Here is a 26290-nt window from a genome sequence, read left to right on the forward strand (position 1 = left end):
CCCTACTTGTAGAAGCGCGGAAGCTTCACGGAAAGCCCGCGGAAGTCCTGAATACCGAGAAGCGTGGATCGCGTCAGCGTGGCAAGGCCGCAATAGAAGGGATGGCTGGCGGCTTCGGCGAGTTTTTCCAGGTAATGAGGGGCCCAGGTGAGCAGGTGGCCGCAAAGGTACTCATCGAGCGCATCGGGTTTCGTGCGACAAAGATGGGACATAAGCGCAAGCATGAGCCCGATGTGGTCCTCGGGAGTCTTCTCGTCAGTCGCCCGCGCGACGCCGTGTTCGCGCATCCATGCGCGCAGCGCAAGCGTCGTCTCGCCGAAGATGACGCACTCGCGATCGGTGTAGACCGACCCCCATGGCGGAGCGGCAAGGTGCCCCGGTCCCACGAAAAGCGCCCGGTATTCCCAAACGAGGTCGTCGGTAACGCCGTCCGCAAGCCCCGCGACCATTTCCCGAAGCGCCTGGGCAGACGAGGCCGCCTCGGCAAAGGGCCATTCACGAGCCGCCGCGTCAGCATCGAGCGCCGCAAAGGCGGAAAAGGACGCCTGAGCCCCGCCCGTCTTCGGGTCTTCCAAGAAAAATGGCGCAAGCGTGTCGCCCACGAAAGCGATGGCTTCGAGCATCTCGTCAGTCTGTTCGGCCATGTCGAACCCCCTCTAATTCTGCCAGTTGAATATAGCACAAGCTCCGCTACTGGGAAGGCGGTAGCAGAGCTTGCTTCTCTTGGGCCGTATAGGCTGGTCAAGAGCGTGTAAAGTGGACTATCCGAAGTAGATGCCCACCGACATCTGGATTGCGTAGAACGCCATGCGGGCCAAGAAGATGCCCACCACGGCCGCGACGAGGGCCGCTGCGGCAAGTCCGGTTGCAGCTTCCTTCTTCGTGGCGACGAAGACGAGCGCTGCGGCTACCGCGACGAGTGCCAGGCCCACGATGGCGGGAAGAAGCGCACCAGATACCAGGTCAGCCCCTGAGACGAGCGCGTTCTGCATACCAGAGGCCATGGCAAGCTGACCAGCAAGGCCCACGATGGCAAGCACTGCGCCCGCAACAGCGAGCCCCATGATGGTCGTCTTGAAGGCACCCTTACAGGCATCGGCCCACACGCCCACGCTTGCGAGGACGAGCGCCGCGGTGGCAGCACCGCCGACGAGCGTGAAGCCGAGCATCTGCACGGGAACAAGCGGCGTGTTCCACGTAGCGATGGTGCTCATGACGTACGCAAGACCGGTGAAGATGGCGAAGATTACGGCCAGCACGGCCACGACGGCGGCGAAGCCCTGACGTGCAGATCCGCAAAGCTTGCCCGCATTCACAACGATCACGTATACGATGGCGACGATCGCGAACACGCAACCGGCGATGATCTCGTTGGACATCGGAGAGCCCGCGCCCAAGAACACCGAGGGAGCGTTCATCGGAGTTGCAAGGTGGAAGAACGCGCAGATGAAGCCAACAATCACGATTGCGAGCGGGAAAATGGTACCGCGATCGATCTTCTTCAGCTGCTCGCTTGAGAACCTCGTGGTGAAGAAAGCGCACGCGAGGGCGATAAACGCGCCCGCACCCAGCGGCGCCAGTGTGGTGAAAAGCGCCAAAGGCAGCTCAGCAACGGAAAACTGCATGCTACATCACCTCCAGGGGGTTAGCTACCAGACCAGCGACGTTTTGCGCACGCTTGGCGGCAGGGCATTCTTTCACGACAATATTCGGGTGGGTATAACTCGCGTCAGGCAGAGGGGGAACGCTGTCGACGCCGTCGTACTTTTTGCGAATGTCCTCGATGGGGCCGAAATCGAGGGCGCGAAGCGGGCAGGCATCCACGCAGATGGGGTTCTTCCCCTCAGCCACGCGTTCCGCGCAGCCGTTGCATTTCACGCTGTGGCCCTTTTCGCGATCAACCTTTGGGGCGTTATAGGGACACGCCATATGGCAGTACCCGCAGCCTATGCACTTGTGCTCGTCGACGGAGACGAGACCTGTGTCGGCATCCTTGTGCATCGCCGTAGTCGGACACACGTTTACGCAGGCGGGGTCGTCGCAATGCTGACAGCCGAGCGACACGTGGTAGACGAAGCAATCCTGTGTGTAAGTGCCATCGGCCTGCGTTTGCCAGCCGCCGCCTTCGCAGTCGTACACATGTCGATAGGCGAAATCGACGCCCAAATCCTTGTAGTCCTTGCAAGCTATCTCGCACGTGCGGCATCCGGTGCAACGCGTGCTGTCGAAATAGAATCCGTACTGTTTCATTCTCGTCTACCCCCTTACGCCTTCGAAACCTGAACGATCATTGAGTGAGCAGTGCCGTTGCCCTTCGCGAGAGGCGTCGGCTTGTAGACGGACAGCGTGTTGACGCACCCGCCGGTGTCGATCTTGTCGCCGAACATGTCCGCCTTATGCCATGCGCCCTGCGGGATACCGACAGTGCCGGGGACGATACGCGGGGTGACCTTCGCCTCGATGCGGATTTCGCCTGCCGGGCTCTTAACAGCAAGCATGTCACCGTCCATGATGTTGCGCGGTTCCGCATCGGCGGGGTTGATCCACAGCTGCTGACGTGCGACTTTTTCGAGCTCTTCGATAAAGCCGAACGAGCTGTGGGTACGGCTCTTGTGGTGGAATCCCGAGCAATAGAGCGGGAACTCGCTGGTCACGCTTCCGTAGCCATGGAAGCCTTCAGAAAAGACCGGAATCGGGTTGATGACTTCATCCTCGGCGAGTTCCCAAGTATCGTTCAGGTTCGCAAGCGTTTCCGAATAGATTTCGATCTTGCCCGACGGCGTCGCCAAGGGGTGCTCATCGGGGTCATCGCGGAAGCTCTTGAGACCAATTGCCGGCTCGAGCGCGCGCTTGTAGACGCCCTGCTTCTGGATTTCCTCCCAGCTCGGCATCTTATCGTCAGCCTTCGCGCCCTTCTTGTACAGGTACTCGATCCAATCGTCGTGCGTGCGGCCCTCGGTGAATTCCTCCTTGAGCCCAAAGCGATCGGCGATATCGGCGCACACATCGTAGTTGCTGCGGCACTCTCCCGGCGGCTCCTGCGCCGGGGTTCCGACGACGACACCGGTGTAGTACTCGGAGTAGCCCTGCGTCTGCAGGTTCATCTGCTCGGAGCGCATCGCGTCAGGAAGCAGCAGGTCAGCGTACTTCGCGGAGTCGGTCATGACGGTATCCCACACCAAGATGAACTCGCACTTGCTCTCGTCGGAGAGGACATCGTGGGTGTAGTTGATGTCGCCATGCTGGTTCGTCAGGCAATTCCCCGCGTAGTTCCAGATGAATTTCAGGTCGCTGCCGAGTTTTTCAGCGCCCATGATTCCTGCGTTCGTTGCGGTCATCTTGCGACCGTGATCGACCGCGTTAACCCACTGGTACACGGGAAGCGTCGTCTTGATCGGATTAGTGAAGGGGATTTTGCCAACCAGGTACGTGGGGGGCTCCGCCTCACGCTGGCCCGTATTGGTTCCAGGCAGGCCGATTTGTCCGATCAGGATGGGCAACATGCAGATGGCGCGGGTGGCGTCCTCGCCATTGGTGTGGCGCTGAGGACCCCATCCCTGGCAAATGAACGGAGCTTCCGCCGAAGCGATCATGTCGGCAAGCTCGCGAATCTTGCTTGCCGGGATTTGCGTGATCGGAGCCGCCCATTCGGGGGTCTTCTCGATCTTGTCGTAACCGGTGCCCATGATGTAGTCCTTGTAGGACTTGTTTTTGCCCTTCGCAGATTCGGGCATCGTGTCGTCATCGTAACCAACGCAGTACTTGTCGAGGAATTCCTTGTCGATCTTGTCTCCCTTGATCCACTCGTAGGCGATGGCCGAAACGAGGGCGGCGTCAGTACCTGGACGAATGGGGAGCCACTCATCGGGATGACCCGAAGAGGATTCGTTCAGGCGGTAGTCGATATTTACGATCTTTCCGCCACGACCAAGGACAGCCTCGCGCATGAGAGCATAATCCCAGACGGCATTCGCGCCGCCCATGCGCGTCTCAGCAGGGCTGTTGCCGAACATGACCACGAGGTCGGAATGCGCTTCGGCTTCCGAGAAGGAGCTCGCGTTCACGTTATCGTACGGGCTGAACTTAGTCGCCTTCTTCCCCAGCGTTTTATGGATACCCGTTTTCGCGTCGGCAATGTTGCTCGAGCTGCCGTACATGTAGGGCATGATCGCCTGGAGCATATGCGTGGAATAGTCGTATCCCTGATTCACATAGCCGCCGAGCAGGGAGAGAAGGCGCTGAATGGGCGCGCGACCCGTCGCGCTGTACATTCCCGTTGCGTAGTTGATGTAGATTGCCTCGTTGCCGTATTTGTCGATGGTCTTTTTCAGCTGCTCCACGATGATGTCGATGGCTTCATCCCAGCTGATTCGCTCGAACTTGCCTTCGCCGCGCTTACCCACGCGCTTCATGGGATACAGCAAGCGATCGGGGCTGTTCAGCCAACGACGCATGGCGCGGCCCCTCAGGCAAGCACGCGCCTGCAGATCCGTGCTCCCAAGATTGTCGGTTTCCATGTACTGGATTTTGCCGTCTTTGCTGTGCCACTGGAAGATGCAGTTTCCACCGCAGTTCACGTTGCACTGAGACCAGTGGATTTCATCGGCCGCCTCGGCGAAAGCCGGCGCTGTCGAGTTGAACAGCGGCCCCGTCGCCGCGGTTCCGCCGACAGCCGCTAAGGCGCCGAGAGCACCCGCCGTCTTGACGAACGTGCGACGGTTTACGTTCATGTTTGGCATTTCAGTCTCCCTTCCTATCGCTTCCCCTGAGAAAGGGCGAGCCTCTGTGCTCGCCGCGAATCGCGGGCGTGGCTCCCGTTCCACCCCGCACGCGCCCTCCCGTCATGGGGTCTCGTCACAAGGACGCGCTTTCACACTGCACACGATATCTTCTTTCGCAGTCTCTCGTGTCACATAAAACGTGCGAATTGTGAATTGTCGCAGGTCATACGCTTGCATGCGAGAAGGTATGTGACAATTTCGTCTCACATGAGTACAGTTAAACGGCCGACGCAACCCACGGTCGACCCTCATGATTGCTATACTGAACCAACTTACAGCGCCTTCGACTAGCATCCCTGAACCAAAAGGGCGACCGCGGAGCAACCCGAGGAGGAACGTGGCCAAGACCGCGCTGACATATCTTTCGCGTCCCAACGTGGCCTCGCTGGGGTACGCGCTTTTCCTCGCGATCAATGCTGCGGGCGTTTGGGGCGGCGTGTTCCCGTTCCTTCCTTTGAGTTTTCAAACGCCGGAAATCATCTTCTGGTTCTTCCTCGCCCAGTCGCTCGTGTTCTCGCTGTGCTACTTCGCGAGCGCCGTGGGCGTGTACTTCCTTCCGGGGCCGACACGCCGATTTCTTGTGCGGCTCGCCTGCATCCCCTATCTCCTGGGATGGTGCTGCCTTATCGCCGCGATTTACATCGACTGGGCCGCCCTCCCGCTCGTCATCGTGGGTGGTGCGTTTTTGGGACTCGGATCGGCCGGCTTCTACATGCTGTGGCAGCGTCTGTTCGCAAGCTTTGACTCCGACCGCGGAAACCTCGACCTCATCCGCGGCACGGCATATGGCGCCGTTTTGTACTTCGGGCTCTACGCCATCCCCCAAGCGGTGACCGCCTTCCTCATCCCGCTGGTCTTCATGCCGCTGTTCGGGCTGGCCATCGTGCTGAAAAGCCGGGAAATCGACCTTGACCAGCCGATGTTCGAAGACGTGCCGCACGAGAACGCGGCGGTGTACCGCGCCGTGGTCCGCGACTACTGGCGAAGCGCCCTCTGCGTCGGCGCCATCGGCTTTTGTACCGGCATCATGCGTGCACTTGCAATCGGAGAACCCCAGGTCGGATCGCTCGTGAACATGCTTTCAATGGCCGCCTCATTCGTCGGCGCCATCACCATGCTCGCGCTGTGGAAGGTGAAGAGCGTGCGTTTCAACGTCGTCGGCCTCTACCGCATGGCGTTCCCCTTCGTGATTACGTCGTTTTTGCTTCTCCCCTTCACCCCACTCGAGTACGCGCGCTGGCAGGCCGCCATCCTGTACGCGGTCTACAGCGTGGTCATCATGCTCATGATGATCCAATGCGCCCAAGCCTCGCGCGACCGCGGTATTAACCCGGTGTTTATCTATGGCTTCTTCGGCGGCATCGTGTACACCTTACATGACGTGGGCTTTCTCGCTGGAACTTTCTCCGAGCAGGTGCGAATCTTAGGCATCGATCCTTTGGCGACGACCGCGCTTGTCTCGCTATACCTTCTGGGATTTATGTTTTTCATCGGGCAGGGAGGCTTCAAGCGAGTCCTTCGACACGACCCGTCCGCCGAGAATATCGAGCTGATCATGCTCGACAACCAACCCGACGGAAGCAAGGGCGGCGAAGACGCTCACGACTTAAGTGAGCACGACGAGAGCGGTCGCGATTCGGGTGGTCGCGACGGCGATCATGGCCTAGGTGGCCTCAGCGGCAGCCCCGTTTCGCAAACGGACGCTCCACGAGGGCGCGGCCGACGCAGCTTCGAGGGCGATTTCGAGTTGACCGACCGCCTCTCCAAGCAGGCGCAAGTCCTTCGCGAGCAATACCGGCTGAGCGCACGCGAAACGGAGGTCATGGAGTACATCGCGCGCGGGTACACCGTCGCGCGCACTGCCGAAGAGCTCATCGTGTCCGAGAACACCATCCGCACGCACAGTAAGCGCATCTACGCGAAGCTCGACGTCCATAAAAAGCAAGAGCTCATTGACATGCTCAAAGCCGTCGAGCTGTAGGCCCACACGCCGCCTTCTTTCTTGAAAACCGCCGAGCGGGTGGGCAGTGTCGCCCGCCCGCTTCCCCAAGGCCGCCGTGTCGGATAGCATTCCGCGACCGTTCCACGCCGCCTTCTTTCTCGATTTGCAGCCATGGGGACAAAAAGTGGCGATATGTGAGGAGTTTCCCATAGAGAACTTCTCTTCAACAAAATTGACCAGGGAAAACGCAGGGCAATACCAGCCAAGGCTTCTGAAGCCGCCCCTATCGGCTCACATATCGACGTTTTTTGTCCAAGGAGGGGCCGTTTTCGGATAGATGCTAATCGAGGCATTCGCGATACGAAGAAAAAGTGCCCACCTCATCAGGCTCCGACATCGCGAGAGCCAAGAACACCCCGACTCAGACGCTCGCTGAATTAGCCCCAATTCCTAACAGTAGGAAATGGGGGGTTACGCACTAACCCGAGAACGAAGCACGATATCGAGGCCGGAAAAGGGGCACGCAAGGCCTTCTCCTACCCTGCGACATCGCCCGACTGATCGAGCGAAATCGGCTCGCCCACGAACGTCGATGGCACATCGAATAGCGACTTGAAGAAATCCTTCGTACGAGCAGGAATTTCGCGCACATCGTACCAGGTCTGCTTGTCGTAGCTGCGATAATCGCTTGCAACCCCGATTGCCTCGACGCCAAGCGCATGCGCAGAGAACAACGCACGATAGAGGTGGTACGTCTGCGTGGCGACCACCACGCGCGTGCAGCCGAACACGTTTTTCGCGCGGTACATGCTCTCGTAAGTGGAGAATCCCGCGTGGTCGCAGAAGATGTCCTCGGAAGGTACGCCCTGCTCAACAGCATAACGTTTCATCGCCGCGCACTCGTTGTAGTGCTCGGTGCTGTTGTCGCCCGACATGATGATCTTCGGCGCGGCGCCCGCCTTGTAGAGCGCGATACCGCAATCGAGACGGTCCTTCAAGATTGTCGACGGCGTACCATCGGCGAACACCGACGCACCAAGCACGACGACCGCATCGGCGTGATAGCCCGCTGCATCGTCGGTGTTCACGATGTCGTTTTGCGTCGTGACAACCACAATCGCATTCGTCACGCCGACGACCGCTGCCGCGACAACGGCACAGGTGCACACTATTTTCAAGAACGCCTTAATCATGCAGCAACCACTTCGATGCCTTCCAAACTGCGAGAGGATAAAGAAGGGTCGACAGCTGCAAACTGCCGACCCCGACTTCTTCTATCACCCGCCCAGCACTCGCTCGGCGGAATCCGTCCATACGACGATTGTAGCGTGATGGGCGACGCGATGGCCCTACTTCGCGACGATGTTCACCAAACGTCCCTTGACGACGACGACCTTCTTCACATCCTTGCCCTCGACCGCATGGGAAACGACCTCGAGCGCCTGCGCCTTCACGTCTTCATCGGCGGCGTCGGCAGCAACCGTAATCTTCGCCTTCACCTTGCCGTTGACCTGCACCGCGAGCTCCACCTCGTCGGCCTTTGCCTTCTCGGGGTCGAATTCCGGCCAAGGCTCAACGTGCACGCTGCCCTCGTGGCCAAGCGCCGTATGCCACAGTTCCTCGGACCAATGCGGGCAAATCGGGGAAAGCAGCTTCACGAGCGATTCGGCAACCTCGATCGAGAGCGCCTTGAGCTCGGCGTTGGCCGCGCGCTCTTCGGCGGAAGCCGCATGCAGGAAGTCGCCCGTCGCATTCGCAAGTTCCATGATGGCAGCGATGGCGGTGTTGAAGTTGTTGCGGTCGAAGTCCTCGACCACCTTGCCGCACACGCGATGACGCTCGCGCGTAAGCACCTTCGCGGCCTCGGCGGCGGAAAGCTTGCCGCCCTCTTGGAAAAGCGTTTCCTCCCCTGCAACGCCAGCCAGGTCGCCGACCATGCGCCACACGCGGTTCAGGAACTTGTACATGCCCGCAAGGCCGTCCTCGTTCCATTGGAGCTCCTTGTCGGGCGGGGCCATGAACAGGATATATGCGCGCACAGCATCGGCGCCGTAACCCGCAATCATGTCCTCGGGCGAGATCACGTTGCCCTTCGACTTGCTCATGACGTCGCCATGCTCGTCGAGCACCATGCCCTGGCACAGCAGGTTCTTAAACGGCTCGTCGAAATCGACCATCCCCATGTCGCGCAGCACCTTCGTGAAGAAGCGGCTGTAGAGCAGATGTAGGATGGCGTGCTCGATACCGCCGATGTACTGGTCGACGGGCATCCAGCGGTTCGCCTTTTCGGGGGCGAAGGGCGCGTCGGTGTTGTGCGGGTCGGTGTAGCGCAGGTAATACCAGCTCGAGCACGTGAACGTGTCCATCGTGTCCGTCTCGCGACGCGCGGGGCCTCCGCACTTCGGGCACGTGCATTTCGCGAACTCGGCATGCGTGGCGAGCGTTTCACCTGCGGAAAGATCGATATCCTTCGGGAGCATAACGGGCAGGTCCTCTTCGGGAACCGGCACGAGCCCGCACTTGTCGCAGTAGATGGCGGGGATGGGGTTTCCCCAGTAGCGCTGGCGCGAGATGAGCCAGTCGCGCAGGCGGAACTGCACCGACTTCTTCCCCTTACCCGCGGCCTCCAAGTCGCCGATGATCGCGTCCACGGCAGGCGAATGCTTGCCGCCAACCATGCCGGTGTACTTGCCGGACTGGACGAGCTTGCCCTCGGCCTCGTAGGACTTCTCCCAATCGACCGACGTCACAACGCGATTCTGCTCGTCTTTGAGCTGCGGATAGAGCGCGTCTTCCTCGCCCAAGATGATGGGAACGATGGGCAGGTCGTATTTGCGGGCGAACTCGAAGTCGCGCTGGTCGCCGCACGGCACGGCCATGACCGCGCCGGTGCCGTAATCGGCCACGATGTAGTCGGCAACCCACACGGGGACTTTCTCGCCGTTCACGGGGTTCACGACATAGCGGCCGGTGAACGCGCCGTGTTTCTCGCGGTCGCCCTGGGCACGCTCGACGGCGCTCACCTTAGAGGCCGCCTCGACGAGCGCCATGACGTCGGCCTCGTATTCCGTGCCGGCAACGAGCTCGGGAACGAGCTTGCTTTCGGGAGCAAGCAGGAAGAAGCTGCACCCGAAGAGCGTGTCGGGGCGCGTCGTGAACACGGTGATCGTCTGGCCGTCGTCTTTGCCTTCGGCGGGAAGGAGCTCGAAATCGACCTCGGCGCCTTCCGAACGGCCAATCCAGTTTGCCTGCATCTGCTTCACGCGCTCAGGCCAGCCGTCGAGCTGGTCGAGGTCGTCAAGCAGCTCCTGCGCGTAGTCGGTGATCTTGAAGTACCACTGCGTGAGGTCGCGCTTTTCGACCGCACCGTGGCAGCGCCAGCATTCGCCTTCGGTGACCTGCTCGTTTGCGAGAACGGTCTTGCAGTTGGGGCACCAGTTCACCGGAGACTCGCGGCGCTCGACCAAGCCGCGCTTCCAAAACTGCAGGAAGATCCACTGACCCCAGCGATAGTATTCCGGATCGCAGGCGACGACCGTCCGGTCCCAATCGTAGGACAGGCCCATGCGCTTGAACGACGCCTTCTGCGTCTCGATGTTCGCGTAGGTCCACTTTGCGGGGTGGCTGTGATGCTTGATCGCGGCGTTCTCGGCGGGCAGGCCGAAAGCGTCCCAGCCCATGGGATGGAGCACGTCGAAGCCGCGCATCTTCGAGTAGCGGGCAATCACATCGCCGATCGTGTAGTTGCGCACGTGCCCCATGTGGATGTCGCCCGACGGATACGGGAACATCTCGAGCACATACTTCTTCGGCTTCGATTCGTCTTCTTTAACGGTATTCAGGCCTGATTCTTCCCACGCCTTCTGCCACCGTGGTTCGATCTCATGCGGGTTGTAAGCTTTCATGGTTGTTGCCTTCTCGTTTTCATTCTCGCTGGGTAAAAACGTGACTCCATATTGTAACGCATTCGGAGCGCACGCCGACTACGTATGCGCCGCTAGGTCGACCATTACCGACATGCGGAACTCGCCGTTGGTGCGTTCGAGGGAAACCGCCCCGTCGTAGCGCTGCACGATCGTGTCGATGACGGACAGGCCCCAGCCGTGTTCGGCGAGAGACCCACTGCGCGTTTGCTCCTTGGCGAAGCGGATGCGCTCGAGAATGCCGCGGCGCGTCGTCTCGCGATTCTTGTCGCCCGCGGCCACCGACTCGCTGTTGCGCATATCGAGCACGAGATAAGATCCCGCGACGGACGCCTTGAAGATCACGAAGCGCTCGGCTGGCTCGACGCTCTCGCAGGCCTGGCGTGCGTTGTCGAGCATGTTCGACACGATGGCGCTCAGCTCGGAATCGGAAATCGACAGTTCGGCGGGCACCTTAAGCGAGCACGTCACGTCGATGCCCTTCGCCTTAAGTTCGCGCACCTTAAGCGACACCAGGGCATCGAGGGCCGCATGGTCGCAAAGGCGCAGCGACTTCCTGGCCGCGAGCACGATGATGTCGTCCACGCTCTTCTCGCTTAACGACACTTCCCCGCGGGAAAGCTGCTCATCGAGCTCATGGAGCTGTTCGGCCATTTTCCTGCGGATATCGCGCGCCTCGTTCGCAACGGAAGCAAGCCCGCAAGCCCCTTCACGCTGGGTCTCAATCTGCGCTTCGAGCAGACGCGCCCTCTGGAGGAGAGCATCGGTGCGCGCGGCTCTTCCCAGCGCGGTGAACAGCAGCGAGTCGAGGGGGATGCAAGCGGCGCCCAGCGCGAGCACCGCGAACAAAATCACAGGTTCCGAACGAATGGCCATCGTTCCCACCGCGATTCCCGCAACGCAGGCGATCTGACTTGCGGGGAACAGCATGCACGACAACACATAGGATCGCGACGCATGGTTCAAGCGGTTGCACAGGCGAGCGGCGCTCACCGTCATCGCGGTCAGCACAATGACGGTGAGCGCAATCGATACCATCTGCAGTGCGGCCATACCCATGCTCTCACCGCTCTCCGCCACTTGGACCGCTTGGGAACGAGGGCGATTCGACAGCCAAGGGAAATTCCGCAAGCTGTTTCTCGGAGCGGAGAATCACCGATTCATCCCGGGCGTTCATCATCTCGATTTCCCCGAGAAGGTCACGCACGTGATTGCGTGCGGCATCGAATTCCCCCCGCGATGCGAGCACCTCGATGATCTGCAGGTGATTGCGCAGGTTATGACGAAGCTGGGCGGAATTCTCGAGCACCGTGGACAGGTCGTCGAAAAGCTGCAGCTCCTCGGCAAGCTGCCGTTCGAGCGCCTCGATGCGCCAAGCCTCGAAGTGCTCGAGCGCGAGGCGATCGATGGCGCGGAAAAGCGCAAGGTCGGACACGAGAAGAAAGACCCCCATAAGCAGCACGAGCACAACAAGCAGCAGGTTCCATGCACCGACCGCATCGATACCGACGAGTGCAATGAGCAAGAAGGGAACTTGGAGCAGGGGAAACCATATGAAGTATTTCGGACCCTCGCCTTTATAGCGGCCAACGGCGGGCGTCAGCCAGCGGCTTTGGGCTCGGCGAAGCAGCACGAACAGCGCATCGAGGACAATCCAATGGAGGACGGAGGCTACCGCATAGTGGGAAAGGTGCGCGTATTTTACCTGGTAGCTGAAGGGTTCATCGACAATGAGCATCCACAGGAGCAAAAACGCGAGGTACGCCACGATTACGACGACGAACGACGAGGCGATCATGAGCACGCGATGGGACACGCGATCGCGTGCGATGAAACTGGGCACGATGCAGAGGATCGTCTCCATCGCGATGTAGGCTGGCATCCCGAACAGCGACGAGAGCGGCACGAGCACAAGTGCGCACAGTGCGTACGCGACGGTGAAGAGAGTGGGGCGCGGAATATCGAGCAGGCGCGTCATCACGTAGCCGTACAAAATTTGGATAGGGACGTCGCCCACAAGAGCAACTATGGCGTTTTCCCATGTCAGGCCAAGTATCGCAGGGCCCATCGCGCTATGCCCTTACCTTCAGGTAATTAAGCAGCGCCTCTTTCACGTCGCGGCGACGCTTTTGGCCCACGGGAACGCGCGCGCCGGACCTCATGAAGATGTCCTCTTTACCGATTTCGACGACGTCGGCAAGGTTCACCGCAAAGCTTTTGTGGCATCGCACGAAGTTTTCGGGAAGCATAGCGAGGGCGTCGGCAAGCGAGCAGTACACCTCCATGACCTCGTCGTCGGTATGGAGGCGCAGTTTGCGGCGCTCACTTTCCAGATATTCGATACGGTCGGCGTCGATCACGATTGTTCTGCCGCGCACCTGAAACGTGAGAGCGCAGGGCGAGAGTCTTGGAGGAGCTCCAGTCGCCGCGCGCTGGTTTGCTTGCTGATTTGCCTGGAAGCCCTGGCGCGTCTGCGCGTTTTGGATCGACCGCACGTCTCGACCTGGCTGCGTACGCCGGTCCGCCCGAGCATCTTGGTCCGGCCAAACTCCCTGGCCCGTTAGCGCGTCCTGGGCCGCAAGGTTCTCCAACGCCTTTTTCAGGGCGTCATCGAAGGTGCTTTGCCTGATGGGCTTTACCAGGAAGTAAACGTGCTGCGTCTCATAGACGGGTGTGCAATACTCAATATAACCAGTTGCATAGATGACCTGGGTTTTCGAGCCCACTGGAAACAAGTCGCGCACCATGTCGATGCCGTCTGCCGCATCGGTGCCCAAGTCTATGTCGGTGATGAGAATGTCGATTGAGTGGCCCTCGGAGACGAAGAACTCGAGTTCGGCGCGCGAAGCCATCTCGTGTATGACCAATCCTTCCGAGAAAGGCGAAGCCGAAACCCTGTCGATGAGCGCCGCCGCACACTCCGCGTTGTCTTCGACTATGCAAACCGTGTAGGAAGGCATGCTCGCAAACCCACTTTCGCTCGCTTCCTTATAAACGTCTTGAGTATACCCGAAAGGGCATGATTGACGCGACCCGACCCTGATTGCGAGAACCGCGAGAGGGGCTCTTCGGCAACGCCCAGTCGCTCAGACAGTCCCCGCAACGCTGCGGAACTCGCTTTGTGGGCGTCGCCGAAGAGCTCCAACCAGGGACCGCGAGGCGAAGCAGCACGACCCCGCGGAAAGCGCGGGCAGCTGCTTTCTGATACCATGGGGCGAACACGCACGAAGAGAGGCAATCGCCATGAATTACCACATCGCATCGTTTAAGGCAGCTTACGGCACCTCGTCGCAGATTCCCGAGTCGACCCGACCCGAAGTGTCATTCGCGGGGCGCTCGAACGTGGGGAAGTCGTCCCTTCTGAACAAGCTGATGTATCGCAAAGGCCTGGCCAAGGTGTCGCAGACACCTGGCAAGACAGCCACAATCAACTTCTACGATGTCGACGGCACCGATTTTGTCGACCTGCCCGGATACGGCTATGCGAAGGTGGCAAAATCCGAGAAGGGCCGCTGGTCGGAGCTGATCGAGGGCTACTTCAATCAGGATCGCCGCTTTGCGTTGGTGGTGTCGCTTGTTGATATCCGCCACGACCCCTCGGCGCTTGACGTGCATATGTCGAAGTTCCTCTGGGAAAACGACTTTCCCTTCGCTATCGCCCTCACAAAAGCCGACAAGCTCTCGAAGCAAGCGGCCGCCAGGCAGGCGTCTGCCATTCGCAAAAAGCTCGACCTGCCGAAGGACATCCCCTTCGTGGTGACGTCTTCCTCGAATGGCACGGGCATCGACGAGCTGCGCCGCTTGATCGATTCTTACGTCGCCGAAGCCTAGAGCCGCTGAAAACACGAGAAGAGCACGCGCGAGAACTTTGAGGTGAACAGCACCGATGGACCCACTGCTAAGTTGCCGCGATTTTGGAGGGGACGACGTATGAATATCCTGGTCATCACCGCGCAAAAGCCCGACAGCACCGGAAGCGGCGTCTATGTCGCCGAAACGGTGCGCGCACTGTCGTTGGCAGGGCACAACATCTCGCTCGTCGCCGGCATCGACACCGACGACGATGTAGCCCTTCCCGAAGGCGTCGCCTTCCACCCCGTGCGGTTCCGCACGCCCGAGCTGCCCTTTCCCGTTTGCGGCATGAGCGACCAGATGCCTTATGAGGCGACGCGTTATCGCGATATGACGCCCGAAATGTGTGAACAGTTCAATCAGGCATTTGAACAGGCGATTCGAGAAGCTTGCGAAGAGCGATTCCCCGATGTGGTGCTCTGCCATCATCTGTATCTAGTATGCGGCGTCGCCGTGCGATGCGTGCAGGATGTCGCCGCGAAGATTGATCGTGTGTGCCCGAGCGTACGTGGCATCTGTCATAGCACCGACCTGCGACAGATGGGGAAGCACTCGCTCGAGCGCGAGTTCATCATCGCAGGCGCTCAAGAGCTCGACTGCATCTTCGCGCTGCACGAAGCTCAGAAGCGCGAAATAGTGGAGATGTACGGCGTGCCCGAGGAGCGCGTGCGCGTCGTAGGGTCTGGCTACAACGACGAGCTTTTCAACCAGGAGGGTCGCGCGCCGCGGGTCGAGAGAGCACCCGTCCATGTGCTCTACGTCGGCAAGATTTGGCGGAAGAAGGGCACCGAAAGCCTTATCCGCTGCGCTCGTTATTTGAATACGACACCAAGCAGCATCACGTTCAACCTGGTCGGAGGCCATAATGATGAGCGCGAGTTTGCCGAATTGCGCGCACAGGGCGACGCCTCTCCCTATCGGTTCGACTTTCACGGCAAAGTCGAACAAGAGCGGCTTTTGGGAGCATATCGCGAAGCCGATGTGTTCGTGCTGCCGTCGTTTTTCGAAGGTCTGCCGCTCGTGGTGATCGAGGCGCTTGCCTGCGGATGCAAGGCCGTGGTAACCGATTTGCCTGGTATCCGTCCTTGGGTCGCCGAGAACATTCCCGCAGCGCCCGTGTGGTATGTCGAGCCCCCGCGCATGGAAAGCGTCGATGAGCCTATGGCGGATGACCTGCCAGCCTTCGAGCAGCACCTTGCCAAAGCGATTGACGAGGCCGCAGCAGCGCCTGCGCCGCGCGCTGCCGATTTCGAGGGAATCGAACGTGTGACCTGGTCGGGGCTCGCGAAAAAGCTGATTGCTTAACGATAAACCTAAGCACATAGCCCGCACGGCATAAAGAAAGCGACCTTCCGGCCGCTTTCTTTATGGCTCAGCGAACCGCCGAACTACCAGCACTTCGCCCTTTTATCAAAAACCGCGCCAACGGGCGCCCTCGTGCCAACGACGCATTCCGCAGGCCAATAGCCCGCGAAACCCTACCTCATGTTGGAAGCGTAAGGAGCCTTGTCCTTCAGAAGGACGTCGTGCGCGCCGCCCTCGACGATCGACGTGGAGCTGATCACCGTGAGCTTGGCCTTGTCCTGGAACTCGGGGATGGTAAGCGCGCCGCAGTTGCACATGGTCGACTTGATCTTCAGCAGCGTGACCGCGATGTTGTCCTTAAGCGGGCCGGCGTAGGGCACGTAGCTGTCGACGCCCTCTTCGAACGACAGGCTCTTCTTGCCGCCCAGGTCGTAACGGCCCCAGTTGCGGGCACGGGCCGAACCTTCGCCCCAGTACTCCTTCATGTAGGTGCCGTTGACCATGACCTTGGCCGACGGGGACTCGTCGAAGCGGGCGAAGTAGCGGCCCAGCATGACGAAGTCGGCGCCCATGGCCAGGGCAAGCGAGATGTGGTGGTCGTAGACGATGCCGCCGTCGGAGCAGATGGGCACGTAGATGCCCGTTTCCTTGAAGTACTCATCGCGCGCCTTGGCAACCTCGATGGTCGCCGTCGCCTGACCGCGACCGATGCCCTTGGTCTCGCGCGTGATGCAGATGGAGCCGCCGCCGATACCGATCTTCACGAAGTCAGCGCCCGCCTCGGCCAAGAAGCGGAAGCCCTCGCCGTCGACCACGTTGCCGGCGCCGATCTTCACGGAGTCGCCGTAATGCTCGCGCACCCACTCGATCGTCATCTTCTGCCAGTCGGAATAGCCCTCGGACGAGTCGATGCACAGCACGTCGGCGCCCGCCTCGACCAGCGCGGGAATGCGCTCGGCATAGTCGCGGGAGTTGATGCCGGCACCCACGATGTAGCGCTTGTGAGCATCGAGCATTTCGTTGGGGTTCGACTTGTGGGAATCGTAGTCCTTGCGGAACACCATGTAGGCGAGCGTGTCGTCGTCGTTCACGAGCGGCAGCGAATTCAGCTTGTGATCCCAGATGATATCGTTAGCGACCTTTAAGGAAGTGTCCGCGGGCGCCACGATCAGCTTCTCGCGCGGAGTCATGAACTCGGAAACCTTCTCGTCGCCGCTCATGCGGGAAAGGCGGTAATCGCGCTCGGTGACCACGCCGAGCAGCTTGCCGTGCGCCGTACCGTCATCGGTGACGGGCATGGTGGAGTGGTCGGTTGCCTCTTTCAGAGCCACGACTTCGTTGAGCGTCATATCGGGGGAAAGGTTGGCATCGGACTCGACGAAGCCAGCCTTGTAGTCCTTCACACGCTTGACCATGGCAGCTTCCTGCTCGATGGTCTGGTTGCCGTAGATGAAGGAAAGGCCGCCCTCGGTGGCAAGGGCCACGGCCATGTTGTCGTCAGAGACGGCGGCCATGATAGCGGACACCATCGGGATGTTCAGCGAAAGCGGGCACTCCTCTTCGCCCTTGCGATACTTGACGAGCGGCGTTTTCAGGCTGACCGACGCCGGAATGCACGTAGCAGGCGTGTGACCAGGCACCAAAAGATACTCGTTGAACGTGCGTGACGGCTCGTCATAGTAGTAAGCCATGGGGAATATGCTCCTTCGCGAATGGGACGACTATAGTGTTGTTCGACATTATAGACACCCCGTCGCAGCTTGCGCGAGACGCAACGGCGAAATACCCGCGTTTTCGGAGAAATTCCCGCAAGTCGAAACGCGCGAACGGGGGAAGGGGAGCGCGACGCGGCCTACCTACGCGGGAAGAGGCGCAAAGCCGAACGGAGGACGCGGCGCGGCGCAACCTAGCGACGTGGGGAGCGCGGCGTGCGAGGCTTGGCTGAGGTGTCGCGGGCACGGCGCCGACGCGCGGACCCCTCGCGCTCGCGCGAACGGCCGGATTCCCCACGCTCCCGTGCGCGGCTTTCCCGCTCGCGAGCAGCACCTTCCCCATCACGCGCGGGCCCCTCAGCTCGCTCGCCCGAAGCGGCAGCGCGGCGCTCGGAACCCTCGCGCTCGACGGAGTCTTCCCCGGTCGTCACAACGTGCCCAACCACGCGCGTTGCGTGCGCGGCGGCTTCCTGCTTATCTCGCTCGGCCAAAGCCATACGAACCTTGCCATATTCCCAGACCAGGAGCACAAGCAGGATGCACATCACGATGAGATACCCGATGATGGCACCCGGCAGCCCCGTGAAATTCACCAGCAAAACCGGCACGAACAGCGAGAACCCGAACGTGATCAGGTAAAGCTTCGTCACCGTACGCTGCTGGCGCAACACCGTGACCACCTGGTAGAGGAAATCGATGCAAGCGGTCACGCCGCCGGCGGCAAGCATGATGAAAACGAGTCCGCGGAACTGCTCGAAATCGATGCCGTAAAGGAAGCTCATAATCGTGATGCCGATCCATCCCATGATGAACGCCATCGCGACGGTAATGCCCAAAATCACCGCCACGATCACCACGATGATCATGTCGAATCGCTTGCGCTTTTCGGGGTCGGCCCACACGGCGGCCATCTTCACGAGCATCGGCTTGTAGATAAGCTGCGCGGTGAGTAGGATGCCCATGGCCGGGAAGTAGAGTACGTTGTAGTAGAGCTGGTTGTCGTAGGAAAGCACGCCCTCCATGACGAACTTCGGCATGTTGTCGATGAGCGAGTAGAGGAACAGCGCTACGAACAACGGGGCGCACTGTTTGAACAGCGTGACGACGCTGTCGAAGTTCACGCGCGCCGACCTGGGCGTTTCCCAAATGGCAAGCGGCAAGGTGAGCACGATGAACGAAATGCCAGCGGCGACGGCCATGGCGATGCACGAAACGCTGACACTGCGCGTGATGAACAGCGCGACGGAGAACACCACAAGCACGAGCACCGAACGGAATGCCTGCGAGATACCCGCGAGATAGAGCTTGTCCTTCTGCTGAAGGCGTCCCTCGTAGACGTCGGCTAAGCCATCGACCATCTTGTAGACGTACACGCCCATGCTGATCGTGAACATTTCGCCCGCGTATCCCCTGATGGCGCAATATATCCACCCGACGATGAGCATCGCCGCGCAGGTGATCCAACGGTTGATCTGGTAATCCGAGAACGAATGCGCCTCGTCCAAGTCGGAAATCTGGTAGGTGCGCACGCCGTAATTCGCGAGGATCATGAGCAGCGAGCCCGTCACGAATGCAAGCGAGAACATGCCGGCGAGCTCCACGCCCGCAAGCTGCGTCACCACGATGGTGAGGACGGGGAACACCATGCCCCACGCGCTCGTGCCGATTGTGTTACATATATAGTCGCGCGTCGTGCGGTGCGAGGCATACTCGGCCGGCTGATCGGCGAGCTCGCCTTCGGTTACCGCCCCCAAAAGACGGTTGCACCAACCGTTGATAGCGCGTGTGAGGAAAAATTTATTCGGGTCGAATGCCATGGAATCGCGCGTGCTGTCCCTTCGTGTCGTGTCTCATCCAAGGATTATAGAAGCGTCTTCTTCGCACTTCGCCAATTTGCACAGAAAGCCAAGAAGCCGAGCCCCCGGGAGGACTCGGCTTCGTGTGTTTCACGTGGAACGCGCGGGGTGCGCTCGCGCTCGCATGACACTGCGGCAGCCCGCTCGCCGCGAGTCACGCGCGTCAAACCATGCGACTAGAAGCGCTGGAACTTCGCCTTCGGAGCGCCGCAGATCGGGCACTTCTCGAAATCCTCGCCCTTGTGGATGTAGCCGCAGCCCGGGCAGAGGTAGTACGCGTCGTCATCAGCGGCGTCGATGTTGTTGTAAGCCTCGAGGTACTTCTCAGCGTGAACAGCCTCGGCGAGCTTTGCCTTGGTGAACACCTTGACAGCCTTGGCGTGGCCCTCTTCCTGCGCCTTCTTGATGAAGGTGGGGTACATGTCGGAGGTCTCGAAGATCTCGCCGTTGGCGGAGGCGATCAGGTTGAGGTCGATAGCCTCGGGAGCCGGAGCCTCGGCGGTCGGGCGGACGTAGGAGGGATCTTCGGCTTCAACCAGGGAAGCCTCGAGGTTGATGTGAATCTGCTCGGCGGCAGAGGTAGCCTCCCACAGGCGTGCGAGCTGGTCGAAGCCCTGCTCCTTCGCGGCCTTGGCGAAGGCGGCGTACTTGGCAGAAGCGCCGGTCTCGCCAGCGACGGCGGCCTTCAGGTTCTCGAGCGTGGTGCCCGCCTTGGTGGCGGCGTCGGCAACAGCGTTGAAGTTGCTGGAGTTCTCAGCGGTAGGAAGTTCGGTGCGAAGGTTCATAACGTGCCCCTCTCAATTGTTCTTGCTAACTGTTTTGTTAACCTCGTCTTATTGAGAATTTATCTCAATAAGGAACTATACTCAGTTCCCGACCTGTTCGCAAGTCGCGCAAGCCGCATTCGCTTGCAATTCGCAGAACGTTCACATCCGCCGAGGCGCAGGCGTCGTGCACTATAATTGGCCGCATCACGATACGCCTTGGACAACACGAAAGGCTGAAGGACATGGAACACGAAGTAGCTTGGAAGAAATACGACGAGGTCGACCTCGAGGCTCTTGAGGGACTGGCCAGCAATTACATCGACTTCATTTCGGAGAACAAAACCGAGCGGCGCTGCGCTGCGACCGCCATCCGCATGACAGAGGAAGCGGGCTACGTCTCGCTCGCCGACGCCGTCCGCGAAGGGCGCGCGCTTTCTGCGGGCGACAAGGTATGGGCGCACTCCCACGGCAAGGCCCTCATCCTGGTGCAGCTGGGCAGCAAGCCTTTAAGCGAGGGCATGAACATCCTGGGCGCGCACATCGACAGCCCGCGCCTCGACCTAAAGCAGAACCCGCTCTACGAGAGCAACGGTTTCGCGCTGCTGGACACGCACTATTACGGCGGCATCAAGAACTACCAGTGGGTTACCCTCCCGCTCGCCATGCAGGGCGTCATCGCGAAGAAGGACGGCACGGTCGTGGACGTGAATGTGGGCGACGACGAGGAAGATCCCGTCTTCTGCGTGTCTGACCTGCTCATTCACCTTGCAAGCCAGCAGATGGACAAGAAGGGCAACAAGATTGTCGAAGGCGAGGACTTAGACATCCTCATCGGCAACCGCCCGCTTTCCATCAATGGCGAAGGCGAGGACGGCGAGGACGCGAAAGGCAAGGACACTGAGAATAAAGACGTCGCCAAGGAGCCGGTGAAGGCCTTTGCGCTGAAGCTTCTGGCTGACAAGTACGGCATCGAGGAAGAGGACTTCCTTTCCGCGGAAATCGAGATGGTGCCAGCAGGACGTGCCCGTGAGCTGGGATTCGACCGCAGCATGGTCATCGGCTACGGGCAGGACGACCGCGTGTGCGCCTACACCTCACTCGTCGCGCAGCTCGAGGCGCCAGCGAATCTGGCGAAGACGGCTGTTACCGTACTCGTCGACAAGGAGGAGATCGGCAGCGTGGGCGCCACCGGTATGGCGTCGAACTTCTTCGAGAACACCATCGCCGAGATTATGGAACTTGCCGGCGAAGGCGGGATGCTCCCGCTGCGACGTGCTCTTTCCGCGTCGAGCATGCTCTCTTCCGATGTCTCGGCCGGCTTTGACCCCGCCTACGCGAGCGTGTTCGAGCCGAAGAACGCGGCGTTTCTCGGGCGCGGACTCGTGTTCAACAAATACACGGGCGCCCGCGGGAAGAGCGGCAGCAATGACGCAAGCGCGGAATATGTGGCGCGCGTACGTCGCGTGATGGACGACGCGGGCGTGTCGTTCCAGACCGCTGAGCTGGGCAAAGTCGATACGGGCGGCGGCGGAACGATTGCGTACCTGCCCGCGAAGTACGGCATGGACGTCATCGACTCGGGCGTCGCCGTGCTTTCCATGCACGCGCCTTGGGAAGTGACGAGCAAGGCCGATATCTACGAGGCCTACAAAGGCTACCTGGCGTTTCTAAAGAACGCATAAAGGCGAGAAGGCTGTCGGCGGCCGCGAAGCGAGGGACGCTGCCGCCGACAGGTGGTGGCGTCCGCTGAGCGGGAAGCTGGCTGCCAGACTTGCCGGCGAACTGAACACGCCTGCGGCGAAGGCCAGCCCACAGGCATGCCGCGGAACGAAACGGGCTGCTCAGTCAGGCTGAGCAGCCCGTTTTAGATTCGCAGGGGAGAGCAAGCGAATCATGATAATATCCCGACTCGCATTCACTTACTTGAAACACGAGAAACATCTTTAAGCACCAAGCATCGCTGCAGGAATCACGCACACGCCATCGTCGCGCTGATATGCTATGCTTCCACGGCCAACCACCACTGCCAAAAATGCTGGCTCTGCGTTTTTGGCTGCGGGATTCAACGCAACCTTGTCACGAAGCGAAAGCAGGGACTTTGCCCCCTCGTCGGCCTTGGTGTCAGACAGCTTGATCTCGACACCTCCCCAGACGCCACCGCATTCCACGATTGCATCGACTTCAAGACCAGTATTATCTCGGTAGTAGAATAGTTCGTTCCCTATACCCGAATAAGAGGAGAGGAATACGCGCAAATCGCGGATGACCAAATTTTCGAATAGCATTCCGAGAGTTTGCGTGTCGCGCAAAAGTCTCGTGGGCTCAGCTCCTAAAAGAGCCGCCGCCAATGATGGGTCACAGAAGTAACGCTTCGGCTTTACTCGAGCGCGCGCCTTTCCACGCATGGGGGGCGACCAACCACGCAGCTCTTCTGTTATGTTCAACCGATCAAACAGCTCAAGATATGATGCTATCGTCTCATCGGTCGGCACCGCCTCTCCATTCGACATATCTTTTGCGAGGGTTTTGTAAGTAACAGCCTGACTCTCGTTGAGCGCGAGAGCTCGCATGAGAGCGAGCGCAATTGCAGGCGATCTGCCTTCCTCTATAACATTGACATCAAGCACCGACTGAATATATTGCGACGCGGTCTCGCCTGCAGCCTCGTCGGAAAGACCAAGATTTGCAGGCCAACCGCCGCGGCAGCACCACCGAGCAACATCAAGGAGCCCCGACTCTTTTCTTGCGGGGACAACCGCTTCTCCGTTGAGCAAGGACGAAAGCGACACCATGGCCTCACCATCACCTGATTCGCATAATGTCATGGGGCGCATTGACAAGCGAGCAATTCTACCGGTTCCCGAATGGCGAACCTTTTGGCGCTCATCCTTTTTCAAGGCGGTTGAGCCCGTAAAAAGAAGGATTCCGCGCTTATTGCCCGCCTCATCCACAAAACGACGCGCAGCGTCCCAAACCTCAGGCACCTCTTGCCATTCGTCAACGAGATGCGGGGGATCACCGAGCAACGCAAGCGTTGGGTCAAGTTCAGCCGCTTCCCGTTGCACAGGGTCATCAAGCTTGGTCATGCTGGCGCTTCGCGACATTGCCGTCCACGTCTTCCCGCACCATTTAGGACCATTAATCTCAACGCAGCCAAACGCCTCCATCAGAGCGTCAAGCCGCCGCTCGATCAGGCGAGGCCTATAGCCTTCTGGCGTGAGGGTTTTTGCTCTTCTCATGATGCCATCCTTCGCCGTTGATGCTCGCTTTTGACCTTTTCGTTATTCCAGGTCATTATTGTACCGCATTGCCATTCGGTATTTCGCAATGTTTTCAACCGTGATTTTGCAACTATTTCATTCGGCATTTTGCAATGTTCTCAACCGGGTTTTTGCATGAAACAAGCAGGTTTGATTGCCCGATCCCTGCGCCCCGCGCCCTTAATCCTACGAGTCGCTTTTTCCCTAATGCCCCTGTCCCACGACTGAGACAAATCACCCGACCCCTGTCCCAGACCCGGAAGTGCGGATACGGCTGGCCTTACACGAAATCGTGGCGCAGCACGACCGCACCGCAGTGGCAACCGCGCGAGGTCCGCTCGACCCAGGCGCGCAAGATGCGACCCTCCCACACGTCGATCTTCGCCACGCATTGCGGGAAGCCCCCGCGGGGTTTGGTCGGCGACCCTGGGCACAACAGCAAATCCGCCGGACGCGCATCTTTCCCCACCACGATCTCGGGCACATGGGTATGCCCGTGAATGCACACGTTCGGCAACGGATCGCCCGGCGCGAGCGCACTCGAGCCCGCAAACGTGATGCGCACATCTTGCGGGTAGTGCGCCACGAGAAAGCGTACACCGTCGATGACGGGGTGGGCGAAGCGGCGCACCGAGGAACCGTACTCGTTGAAATCGTTATTGCCGAGCACGGCCGTCACCGGCGCAAGCGCTTGCAGATCGTGGAAGATTTCGGGGCTGCAGATATCACCTGCGTGAATAATGTGCTCACAATCGACAAGCGCGTTGAAAGCCTCAACAGGCAAAAAGCCGTGCGTGTCGGAGATGATGCCGATTCGAGCCATGCCACGCCTCGCTTCCATTCGTCCATTACTCCGCAAAGGATACTCGTTTGGCGAAGATTCGAGAATACCTGTTCGCAATCGCGATGCGAAGCAGGTCTCACTCGTCCATGATTCGTCTTCCGATTATCTAAGCGTCACTAACTCAAGTTTCCTTCTAGTAAATGTGTCAGGTTTGTGACGAACTGGCACTCTCCATTGACGAGTGCTAACGAGGAGCTTATAACGATAGTCGAACAAAGAAGGGACGCCGAGAAGGAGCGAAGGCAAGGCGCCGCAGGGTTTCCGCCAAGCGCGCAGGCACGACAAGGTTGCCGCCCACCGCGCTGACGCGCAAGCCTGCACAGCCCGAAAGCTTCCGCCCATTCCCAAAAACCCGCGTCCCCCGTTATTAGGAGATGACAATGATGACCATGCTTATGCCGACTCGTAGGAATTTCTTCAATGACCTGATGGCCGATCCGTTCGACGCGTTCTTCAACACCCCGTTCACCCCGGCGCCGAAGTCTTCCTCCACCCTGATGCGCACCGACATCAAGGAGCATGACGACGGCTTCGAAATGACCATTGACCTGCCCGGATTCAAGAAGGAAGATGTCCAGGCGGAGCTCAAGGACGGCTATTTGACCGTGAACGCCGAGACCAAGACCGAGACCTCCGAAGGCGACGAGAAGAAGGGCACCTGGGTACGCAAGGAGCGCTTCGAGGGCAAGTGCAGCCGTACGTTCTATGTGGGCGAAGATGTCAAGGAAGAGGACATCAAGGCTCGCTTCGAGAACGGCACGCTCGTGATCGACGTCCCCAAGCCGCAGCCTCAGCCCAAGCTCGAAGAGAAGAAGACCATCGCCATCGCGTAGCCTTTCCCTTCTCTCTCGATTTTCCTTTCCCTCTCTTTTCTCCGATTGACGCTGGGCGCGTCCGATAAGCCCAGCTCGAAAGCCCGCAAGGAACCTCCCCTTGCGGGCTTTCTTTTTCTCGCCTGGCACCTGGTGTATCATGGCGCCGAGCAACGATATGGCAAAGGATGGGCAGATGAACGCAGCAACAACCCGCGGTATTCCGCAACTGAAGAACATCGAGCAGGTCAGCGAGGGATGGATCAACAAATACATCCTCACCTACGAGCTGCCCGACGGCACCGACTACGTGTACGAGAGCACGTCGCGCAAGAAGCTCGAGGCGTATCGGGCGGGCCTTTTGGCGAATGCCCGCGGCGAGGCGCCGCGCGTGGACGCCGTTTGCATCGTGGGCGAAACGCGCGAAGGCACGCTGCTCATGATCCGCGAGTTCCGCTATCCCCTGAACTCCTGGTGCATCGCGTTTCCGGCAGGTTTGAAGGAGCCTAACGAGAGTATCCGCGAATGCGTAGATCGCGAGCTGCGCGAAGAGACAGGGTATCGCCTGCGCACCGATGTCGATGAGCCTATCCACCTTTTGCCCCAGGCGGGATTCTCGTCGACAGGGCTGACCGACGAGGCGATTCAGATCGTATTTGCCCAGGTGGAGAAAGCGGGCAACGCAAAGCCCGAGGAAAGCGAGCTCATAGCGCCCTTCCAGCTGCCCCTAGGCGACGTGCGCCGGTTCCTCGATGAGAACAAGACGCTCATCGGGACGCGTGCCCAGCTCATTTTGGAAATCTTCGCAGCGCGCGCCGAACGCTAGGGCTACTTAGCGAGGGGCGTGGTGCCCGCCCGTTTCTGCATGCGCTTCGAGCGAGCCAAGTTCGCCAAACGCATGGCGCGCCGAGCACCGAGCACCAGGCAGCGACGCGCGAGCTATTCCTCCTTGTCGCCGAGCGCCTCGAGCGCGGCGGCATAACCGCCCGATCCGTAGGAGAGGCACTTCGAAACGCGGGCGATCGTCGTCGCCGAAGCGCCCGTGGCCTCTTCGATCGCGGAATAGGGCTTGCCCGAGGAAAGCAATCGGGCCACGGCCAGACGCTGTGAAGTTTCGCGAATCTCGCGAATCGTGAACAAGTCCTCAAGCAGGGCAAACACCGTGTCGTTATCGTTTAGCTTAGCGAAAACGGATAGCAGACTCTCGACTTCGGGGGTTCTCAGTTCGCTCATTGC

21 protein-coding genes are annotated in these 26290 nt (G+C 59.8%); 6 read left to right on the forward strand and 15 right to left on the reverse strand.

Annotation, left to right across the window (positions count from 1 at the left end; all coding sequences use genetic code 11):
• Positions 1-2 precede the first annotated feature (2 nt).
• The 4 genes from dmsD to Q0G85_RS00335 form a co-directional block, all read right to left on the reverse strand.
• The gene (gene dmsD, locus Q0G85_RS00320) at positions 3-644 is read right to left on the reverse strand and encodes a Tat proofreading chaperone DmsD (RefSeq protein WP_297153489.1); all 642 of its coding nucleotides are present in this window, start codon (positions 642-644) and stop codon (positions 3-5) included.
• Between the two features lie 117 nt (positions 645-761).
• The gene (locus Q0G85_RS00325) at positions 762-1625 is read right to left on the reverse strand and encodes a DmsC/YnfH family molybdoenzyme membrane anchor subunit (protein ID WP_297153492.1); all 864 of its coding nucleotides are present in this window, start codon (positions 1623-1625) and stop codon (positions 762-764) included.
• Between the two features lies 1 nt (position 1626).
• On the reverse strand, positions 1627-2250 hold the full coding sequence (locus tag Q0G85_RS00330; RefSeq protein ID WP_297153495.1) for a DMSO/selenate family reductase complex B subunit: 624 nt from the start codon (positions 2248-2250) through the stop codon (positions 1627-1629).
• Between the two features lie 14 nt (positions 2251-2264).
• Complete coding sequence (locus Q0G85_RS00335) at positions 2265-4730, reverse strand: DMSO/selenate family reductase complex A subunit (RefSeq protein WP_297153646.1); 2466 nt, start codon at positions 4728-4730, stop codon at positions 2265-2267.
• A gap of 388 nt (positions 4731-5118) precedes the next feature.
• Here Q0G85_RS00335 and Q0G85_RS00340 point away from each other — a divergent pair, with 388 nt between their 5' ends.
• Complete coding sequence (locus Q0G85_RS00340) at positions 5119-6762, forward strand: LuxR family transcriptional regulator (RefSeq protein ID WP_297153498.1); 1644 nt, start codon at positions 5119-5121, stop codon at positions 6760-6762.
• A 497-nt stretch (positions 6763-7259) separates the two neighbouring features.
• On the opposite strand, the gene Q0G85_RS00345 is transcribed toward Q0G85_RS00340, so the two are convergent.
• The 5 genes from Q0G85_RS00345 to Q0G85_RS00365 all read right to left on the reverse strand — a co-directional run bounded on the left by Q0G85_RS00345 (position 7260) and on the right by Q0G85_RS00365 (position 13606).
• Positions 7260-7916, reverse strand: coding sequence for a vancomycin high temperature exclusion protein (locus Q0G85_RS00345; RefSeq protein ID WP_297153501.1), 657 nt, complete (start codon positions 7914-7916; stop codon positions 7260-7262).
• A gap of 156 nt (positions 7917-8072) precedes the next feature.
• Positions 8073-10628 (reverse strand): leucine--tRNA ligase, encoded by a 2556-nt coding sequence (gene leuS, locus Q0G85_RS00350; protein WP_297153504.1) that lies wholly within the window; start codon positions 10626-10628, stop codon positions 8073-8075.
• A 78-nt stretch (positions 10629-10706) separates the two neighbouring features.
• Positions 10707-11699: an ATP-binding protein gene (locus tag Q0G85_RS00355; RefSeq protein WP_297153507.1), complete on the reverse strand. Its 993-nt coding sequence runs from the start codon at positions 11697-11699 to the stop codon at positions 10707-10709.
• A gap of 10 nt (positions 11700-11709) precedes the next feature.
• Entirely contained in the window at positions 11710-12714 is a 1005-nt protein-coding gene (locus tag Q0G85_RS00360) for a hypothetical protein (protein ID WP_297153510.1), read from the reverse strand.
• A 4-nt stretch (positions 12715-12718) separates the two neighbouring features.
• Positions 12719-13606 (reverse strand): LytTR family DNA-binding domain-containing protein, encoded by an 888-nt coding sequence (locus tag Q0G85_RS00365; protein ID WP_297153514.1) that lies wholly within the window; start codon positions 13604-13606, stop codon positions 12719-12721.
• Between the two features lie 283 nt (positions 13607-13889).
• Here Q0G85_RS00365 and yihA point away from each other — a divergent pair, with 283 nt between their 5' ends.
• Both yihA and Q0G85_RS00375 read left to right on the forward strand, forming a co-directional pair.
• Positions 13890-14477: a ribosome biogenesis GTP-binding protein YihA/YsxC gene (gene yihA / locus Q0G85_RS00370; RefSeq protein WP_297153518.1), complete on the forward strand. Its 588-nt coding sequence runs from the start codon at positions 13890-13892 to the stop codon at positions 14475-14477.
• A gap of 99 nt (positions 14478-14576) precedes the next feature.
• Positions 14577-15803, forward strand: coding sequence for a glycosyltransferase family 4 protein (locus Q0G85_RS00375; RefSeq protein ID WP_297153521.1), 1227 nt, complete (start codon positions 14577-14579; stop codon positions 15801-15803).
• Between the two features lie 173 nt (positions 15804-15976).
• Here Q0G85_RS00375 and Q0G85_RS00380 read toward each other — a convergent pair whose 3' ends face one another.
• From Q0G85_RS00380 to ngr, 3 genes are all read right to left on the reverse strand, one after another.
• Positions 15977-17494, reverse strand: coding sequence for an IMP dehydrogenase (locus Q0G85_RS00380; protein ID WP_297153523.1), 1518 nt, complete (start codon positions 17492-17494; stop codon positions 15977-15979).
• Positions 17495-17709: 215 nt separating this feature from the next.
• The gene (locus Q0G85_RS00385; protein ID WP_297153526.1) at positions 17710-19332 is read right to left on the reverse strand and encodes a lipopolysaccharide biosynthesis protein; all 1623 of its coding nucleotides are present in this window, start codon (positions 19330-19332) and stop codon (positions 17710-17712) included.
• A 215-nt stretch (positions 19333-19547) separates the two neighbouring features.
• Positions 19548-20156: a nigerythrin gene (gene ngr / locus Q0G85_RS00390; protein WP_297153529.1), complete on the reverse strand. Its 609-nt coding sequence runs from the start codon at positions 20154-20156 to the stop codon at positions 19548-19550.
• A gap of 224 nt (positions 20157-20380) precedes the next feature.
• Here ngr and Q0G85_RS00395 point away from each other — a divergent pair, with 224 nt between their 5' ends.
• Entirely contained in the window at positions 20381-21820 is a 1440-nt protein-coding gene (locus Q0G85_RS00395) for an aminopeptidase (protein ID WP_297153532.1), read from the forward strand.
• 261 nt (positions 21821-22081) lie between these two features.
• Here Q0G85_RS00395 and Q0G85_RS00400 read toward each other — a convergent pair whose 3' ends face one another.
• On the reverse strand, positions 22082-23377 hold the full coding sequence (locus Q0G85_RS00400) for an ATP-binding protein (protein ID WP_297153534.1): 1296 nt from the start codon (positions 23375-23377) through the stop codon (positions 22082-22084).
• Positions 23378-23678: 301 nt separating this feature from the next.
• Complete coding sequence (locus tag Q0G85_RS00405) at positions 23679-24221, reverse strand: metallophosphoesterase family protein (protein ID WP_297153537.1); 543 nt, start codon at positions 24219-24221, stop codon at positions 23679-23681.
• A 404-nt stretch (positions 24222-24625) separates the two neighbouring features.
• On the opposite strand from Q0G85_RS00405, the gene Q0G85_RS00410 reads away from it, so the two are divergent.
• Positions 24626-25075 (forward strand): Hsp20/alpha crystallin family protein, encoded by a 450-nt coding sequence (locus tag Q0G85_RS00410; RefSeq protein WP_158048917.1) that lies wholly within the window; start codon positions 24626-24628, stop codon positions 25073-25075.
• A gap of 175 nt (positions 25076-25250) precedes the next feature.
• Positions 25251-25880, forward strand: a complete 630-nt coding sequence (locus Q0G85_RS00415) for an NUDIX hydrolase (RefSeq protein ID WP_297153540.1) — start codon at positions 25251-25253, stop codon at positions 25878-25880.
• Between the two features lie 113 nt (positions 25881-25993).
• Here the strand turns inward: Q0G85_RS00415 and Q0G85_RS00420 are convergent, their stop codons facing one another.
• The gene (locus Q0G85_RS00420; protein ID WP_297153543.1) at positions 25994-26287 is read right to left on the reverse strand and encodes a YerC/YecD family TrpR-related protein; all 294 of its coding nucleotides are present in this window, start codon (positions 26285-26287) and stop codon (positions 25994-25996) included.
• Positions 26288-26290: the final 3 nt, after the last annotated feature.

Source organism: uncultured Ellagibacter sp., from assembly GCF_934617235.1.
GTDB lineage: Bacteria > Actinomycetota > Coriobacteriia > Coriobacteriales > Eggerthellaceae > Ellagibacter.

Excerpts from the sequence above, each read along its gene's own strand:
- dmsD (WP_297153489.1), bottom strand. The coding sequence starts at position 644 with ATGGCCGAACAGACTGACGAGATGCTCGAAGCCATCGCTTTCGTGGGC.
- Q0G85_RS00325 (WP_297153492.1), bottom strand. The coding sequence starts at position 1,625 with ATGCAGTTTTCCGTTGCTGAGCTGCCTTTGGCGCTTTTCACCACACTG.
- Q0G85_RS00330 (WP_297153495.1), bottom strand. The coding sequence starts at position 2,250 with ATGAAACAGTACGGATTCTATTTCGACAGCACGCGTTGCACCGGATGC.
- Q0G85_RS00335 (WP_297153646.1), bottom strand. The coding sequence starts at position 4,730 with ATGAACGTAAACCGTCGCACGTTCGTCAAGACGGCGGGTGCTCTCGGC.
- Q0G85_RS00345 (WP_297153501.1), bottom strand. The coding sequence starts at position 7,916 with ATGATTAAGGCGTTCTTGAAAATAGTGTGCACCTGTGCCGTTGTCGCG.
- leuS (WP_297153504.1), bottom strand. The coding sequence starts at position 10,628 with ATGAAAGCTTACAACCCGCATGAGATCGAACCACGGTGGCAGAAGGCG.
- Q0G85_RS00355 (WP_297153507.1), bottom strand. The coding sequence starts at position 11,699 with ATGGCCGCACTGCAGATGGTATCGATTGCGCTCACCGTCATTGTGCTG.
- Q0G85_RS00360 (WP_297153510.1), bottom strand. The coding sequence starts at position 12,714 with ATGGGCCCTGCGATACTTGGCCTGACATGGGAAAACGCCATAGTTGCT.
- Q0G85_RS00365 (WP_297153514.1), bottom strand. The coding sequence starts at position 13,606 with ATGCCTTCCTACACGGTTTGCATAGTCGAAGACAACGCGGAGTGTGCG.
- yihA (WP_297153518.1), top strand. The coding sequence starts at position 13,890 with ATGAATTACCACATCGCATCGTTTAAGGCAGCTTACGGCACCTCGTCG.
- Q0G85_RS00375 (WP_297153521.1), top strand. The coding sequence starts at position 14,577 with ATGAATATCCTGGTCATCACCGCGCAAAAGCCCGACAGCACCGGAAGC.
- Q0G85_RS00380 (WP_297153523.1), bottom strand. The coding sequence starts at position 17,494 with ATGGCTTACTACTATGACGAGCCGTCACGCACGTTCAACGAGTATCTT.
- Q0G85_RS00385 (WP_297153526.1), bottom strand. The coding sequence starts at position 19,332 with ATGGCATTCGACCCGAATAAATTTTTCCTCACACGCGCTATCAACGGT.
- ngr (WP_297153529.1), bottom strand. The coding sequence starts at position 20,156 with ATGAACCTTCGCACCGAACTTCCTACCGCTGAGAACTCCAGCAACTTC.
- Q0G85_RS00395 (WP_297153532.1), top strand. The coding sequence starts at position 20,381 with ATGGAACACGAAGTAGCTTGGAAGAAATACGACGAGGTCGACCTCGAG.
- Q0G85_RS00400 (WP_297153534.1), bottom strand. The coding sequence starts at position 23,377 with ATGAGAAGAGCAAAAACCCTCACGCCAGAAGGCTATAGGCCTCGCCTG.
- Q0G85_RS00405 (WP_297153537.1), bottom strand. The coding sequence starts at position 24,221 with ATGGCTCGAATCGGCATCATCTCCGACACGCACGGCTTTTTGCCTGTT.
- Q0G85_RS00410 (WP_158048917.1), top strand. The coding sequence starts at position 24,626 with ATGACCATGCTTATGCCGACTCGTAGGAATTTCTTCAATGACCTGATG.
- Q0G85_RS00415 (WP_297153540.1), top strand. The coding sequence starts at position 25,251 with ATGAACGCAGCAACAACCCGCGGTATTCCGCAACTGAAGAACATCGAG.
- Q0G85_RS00420 (WP_297153543.1), bottom strand. The coding sequence starts at position 26,287 with ATGAGCGAACTGAGAACCCCCGAAGTCGAGAGTCTGCTATCCGTTTTC.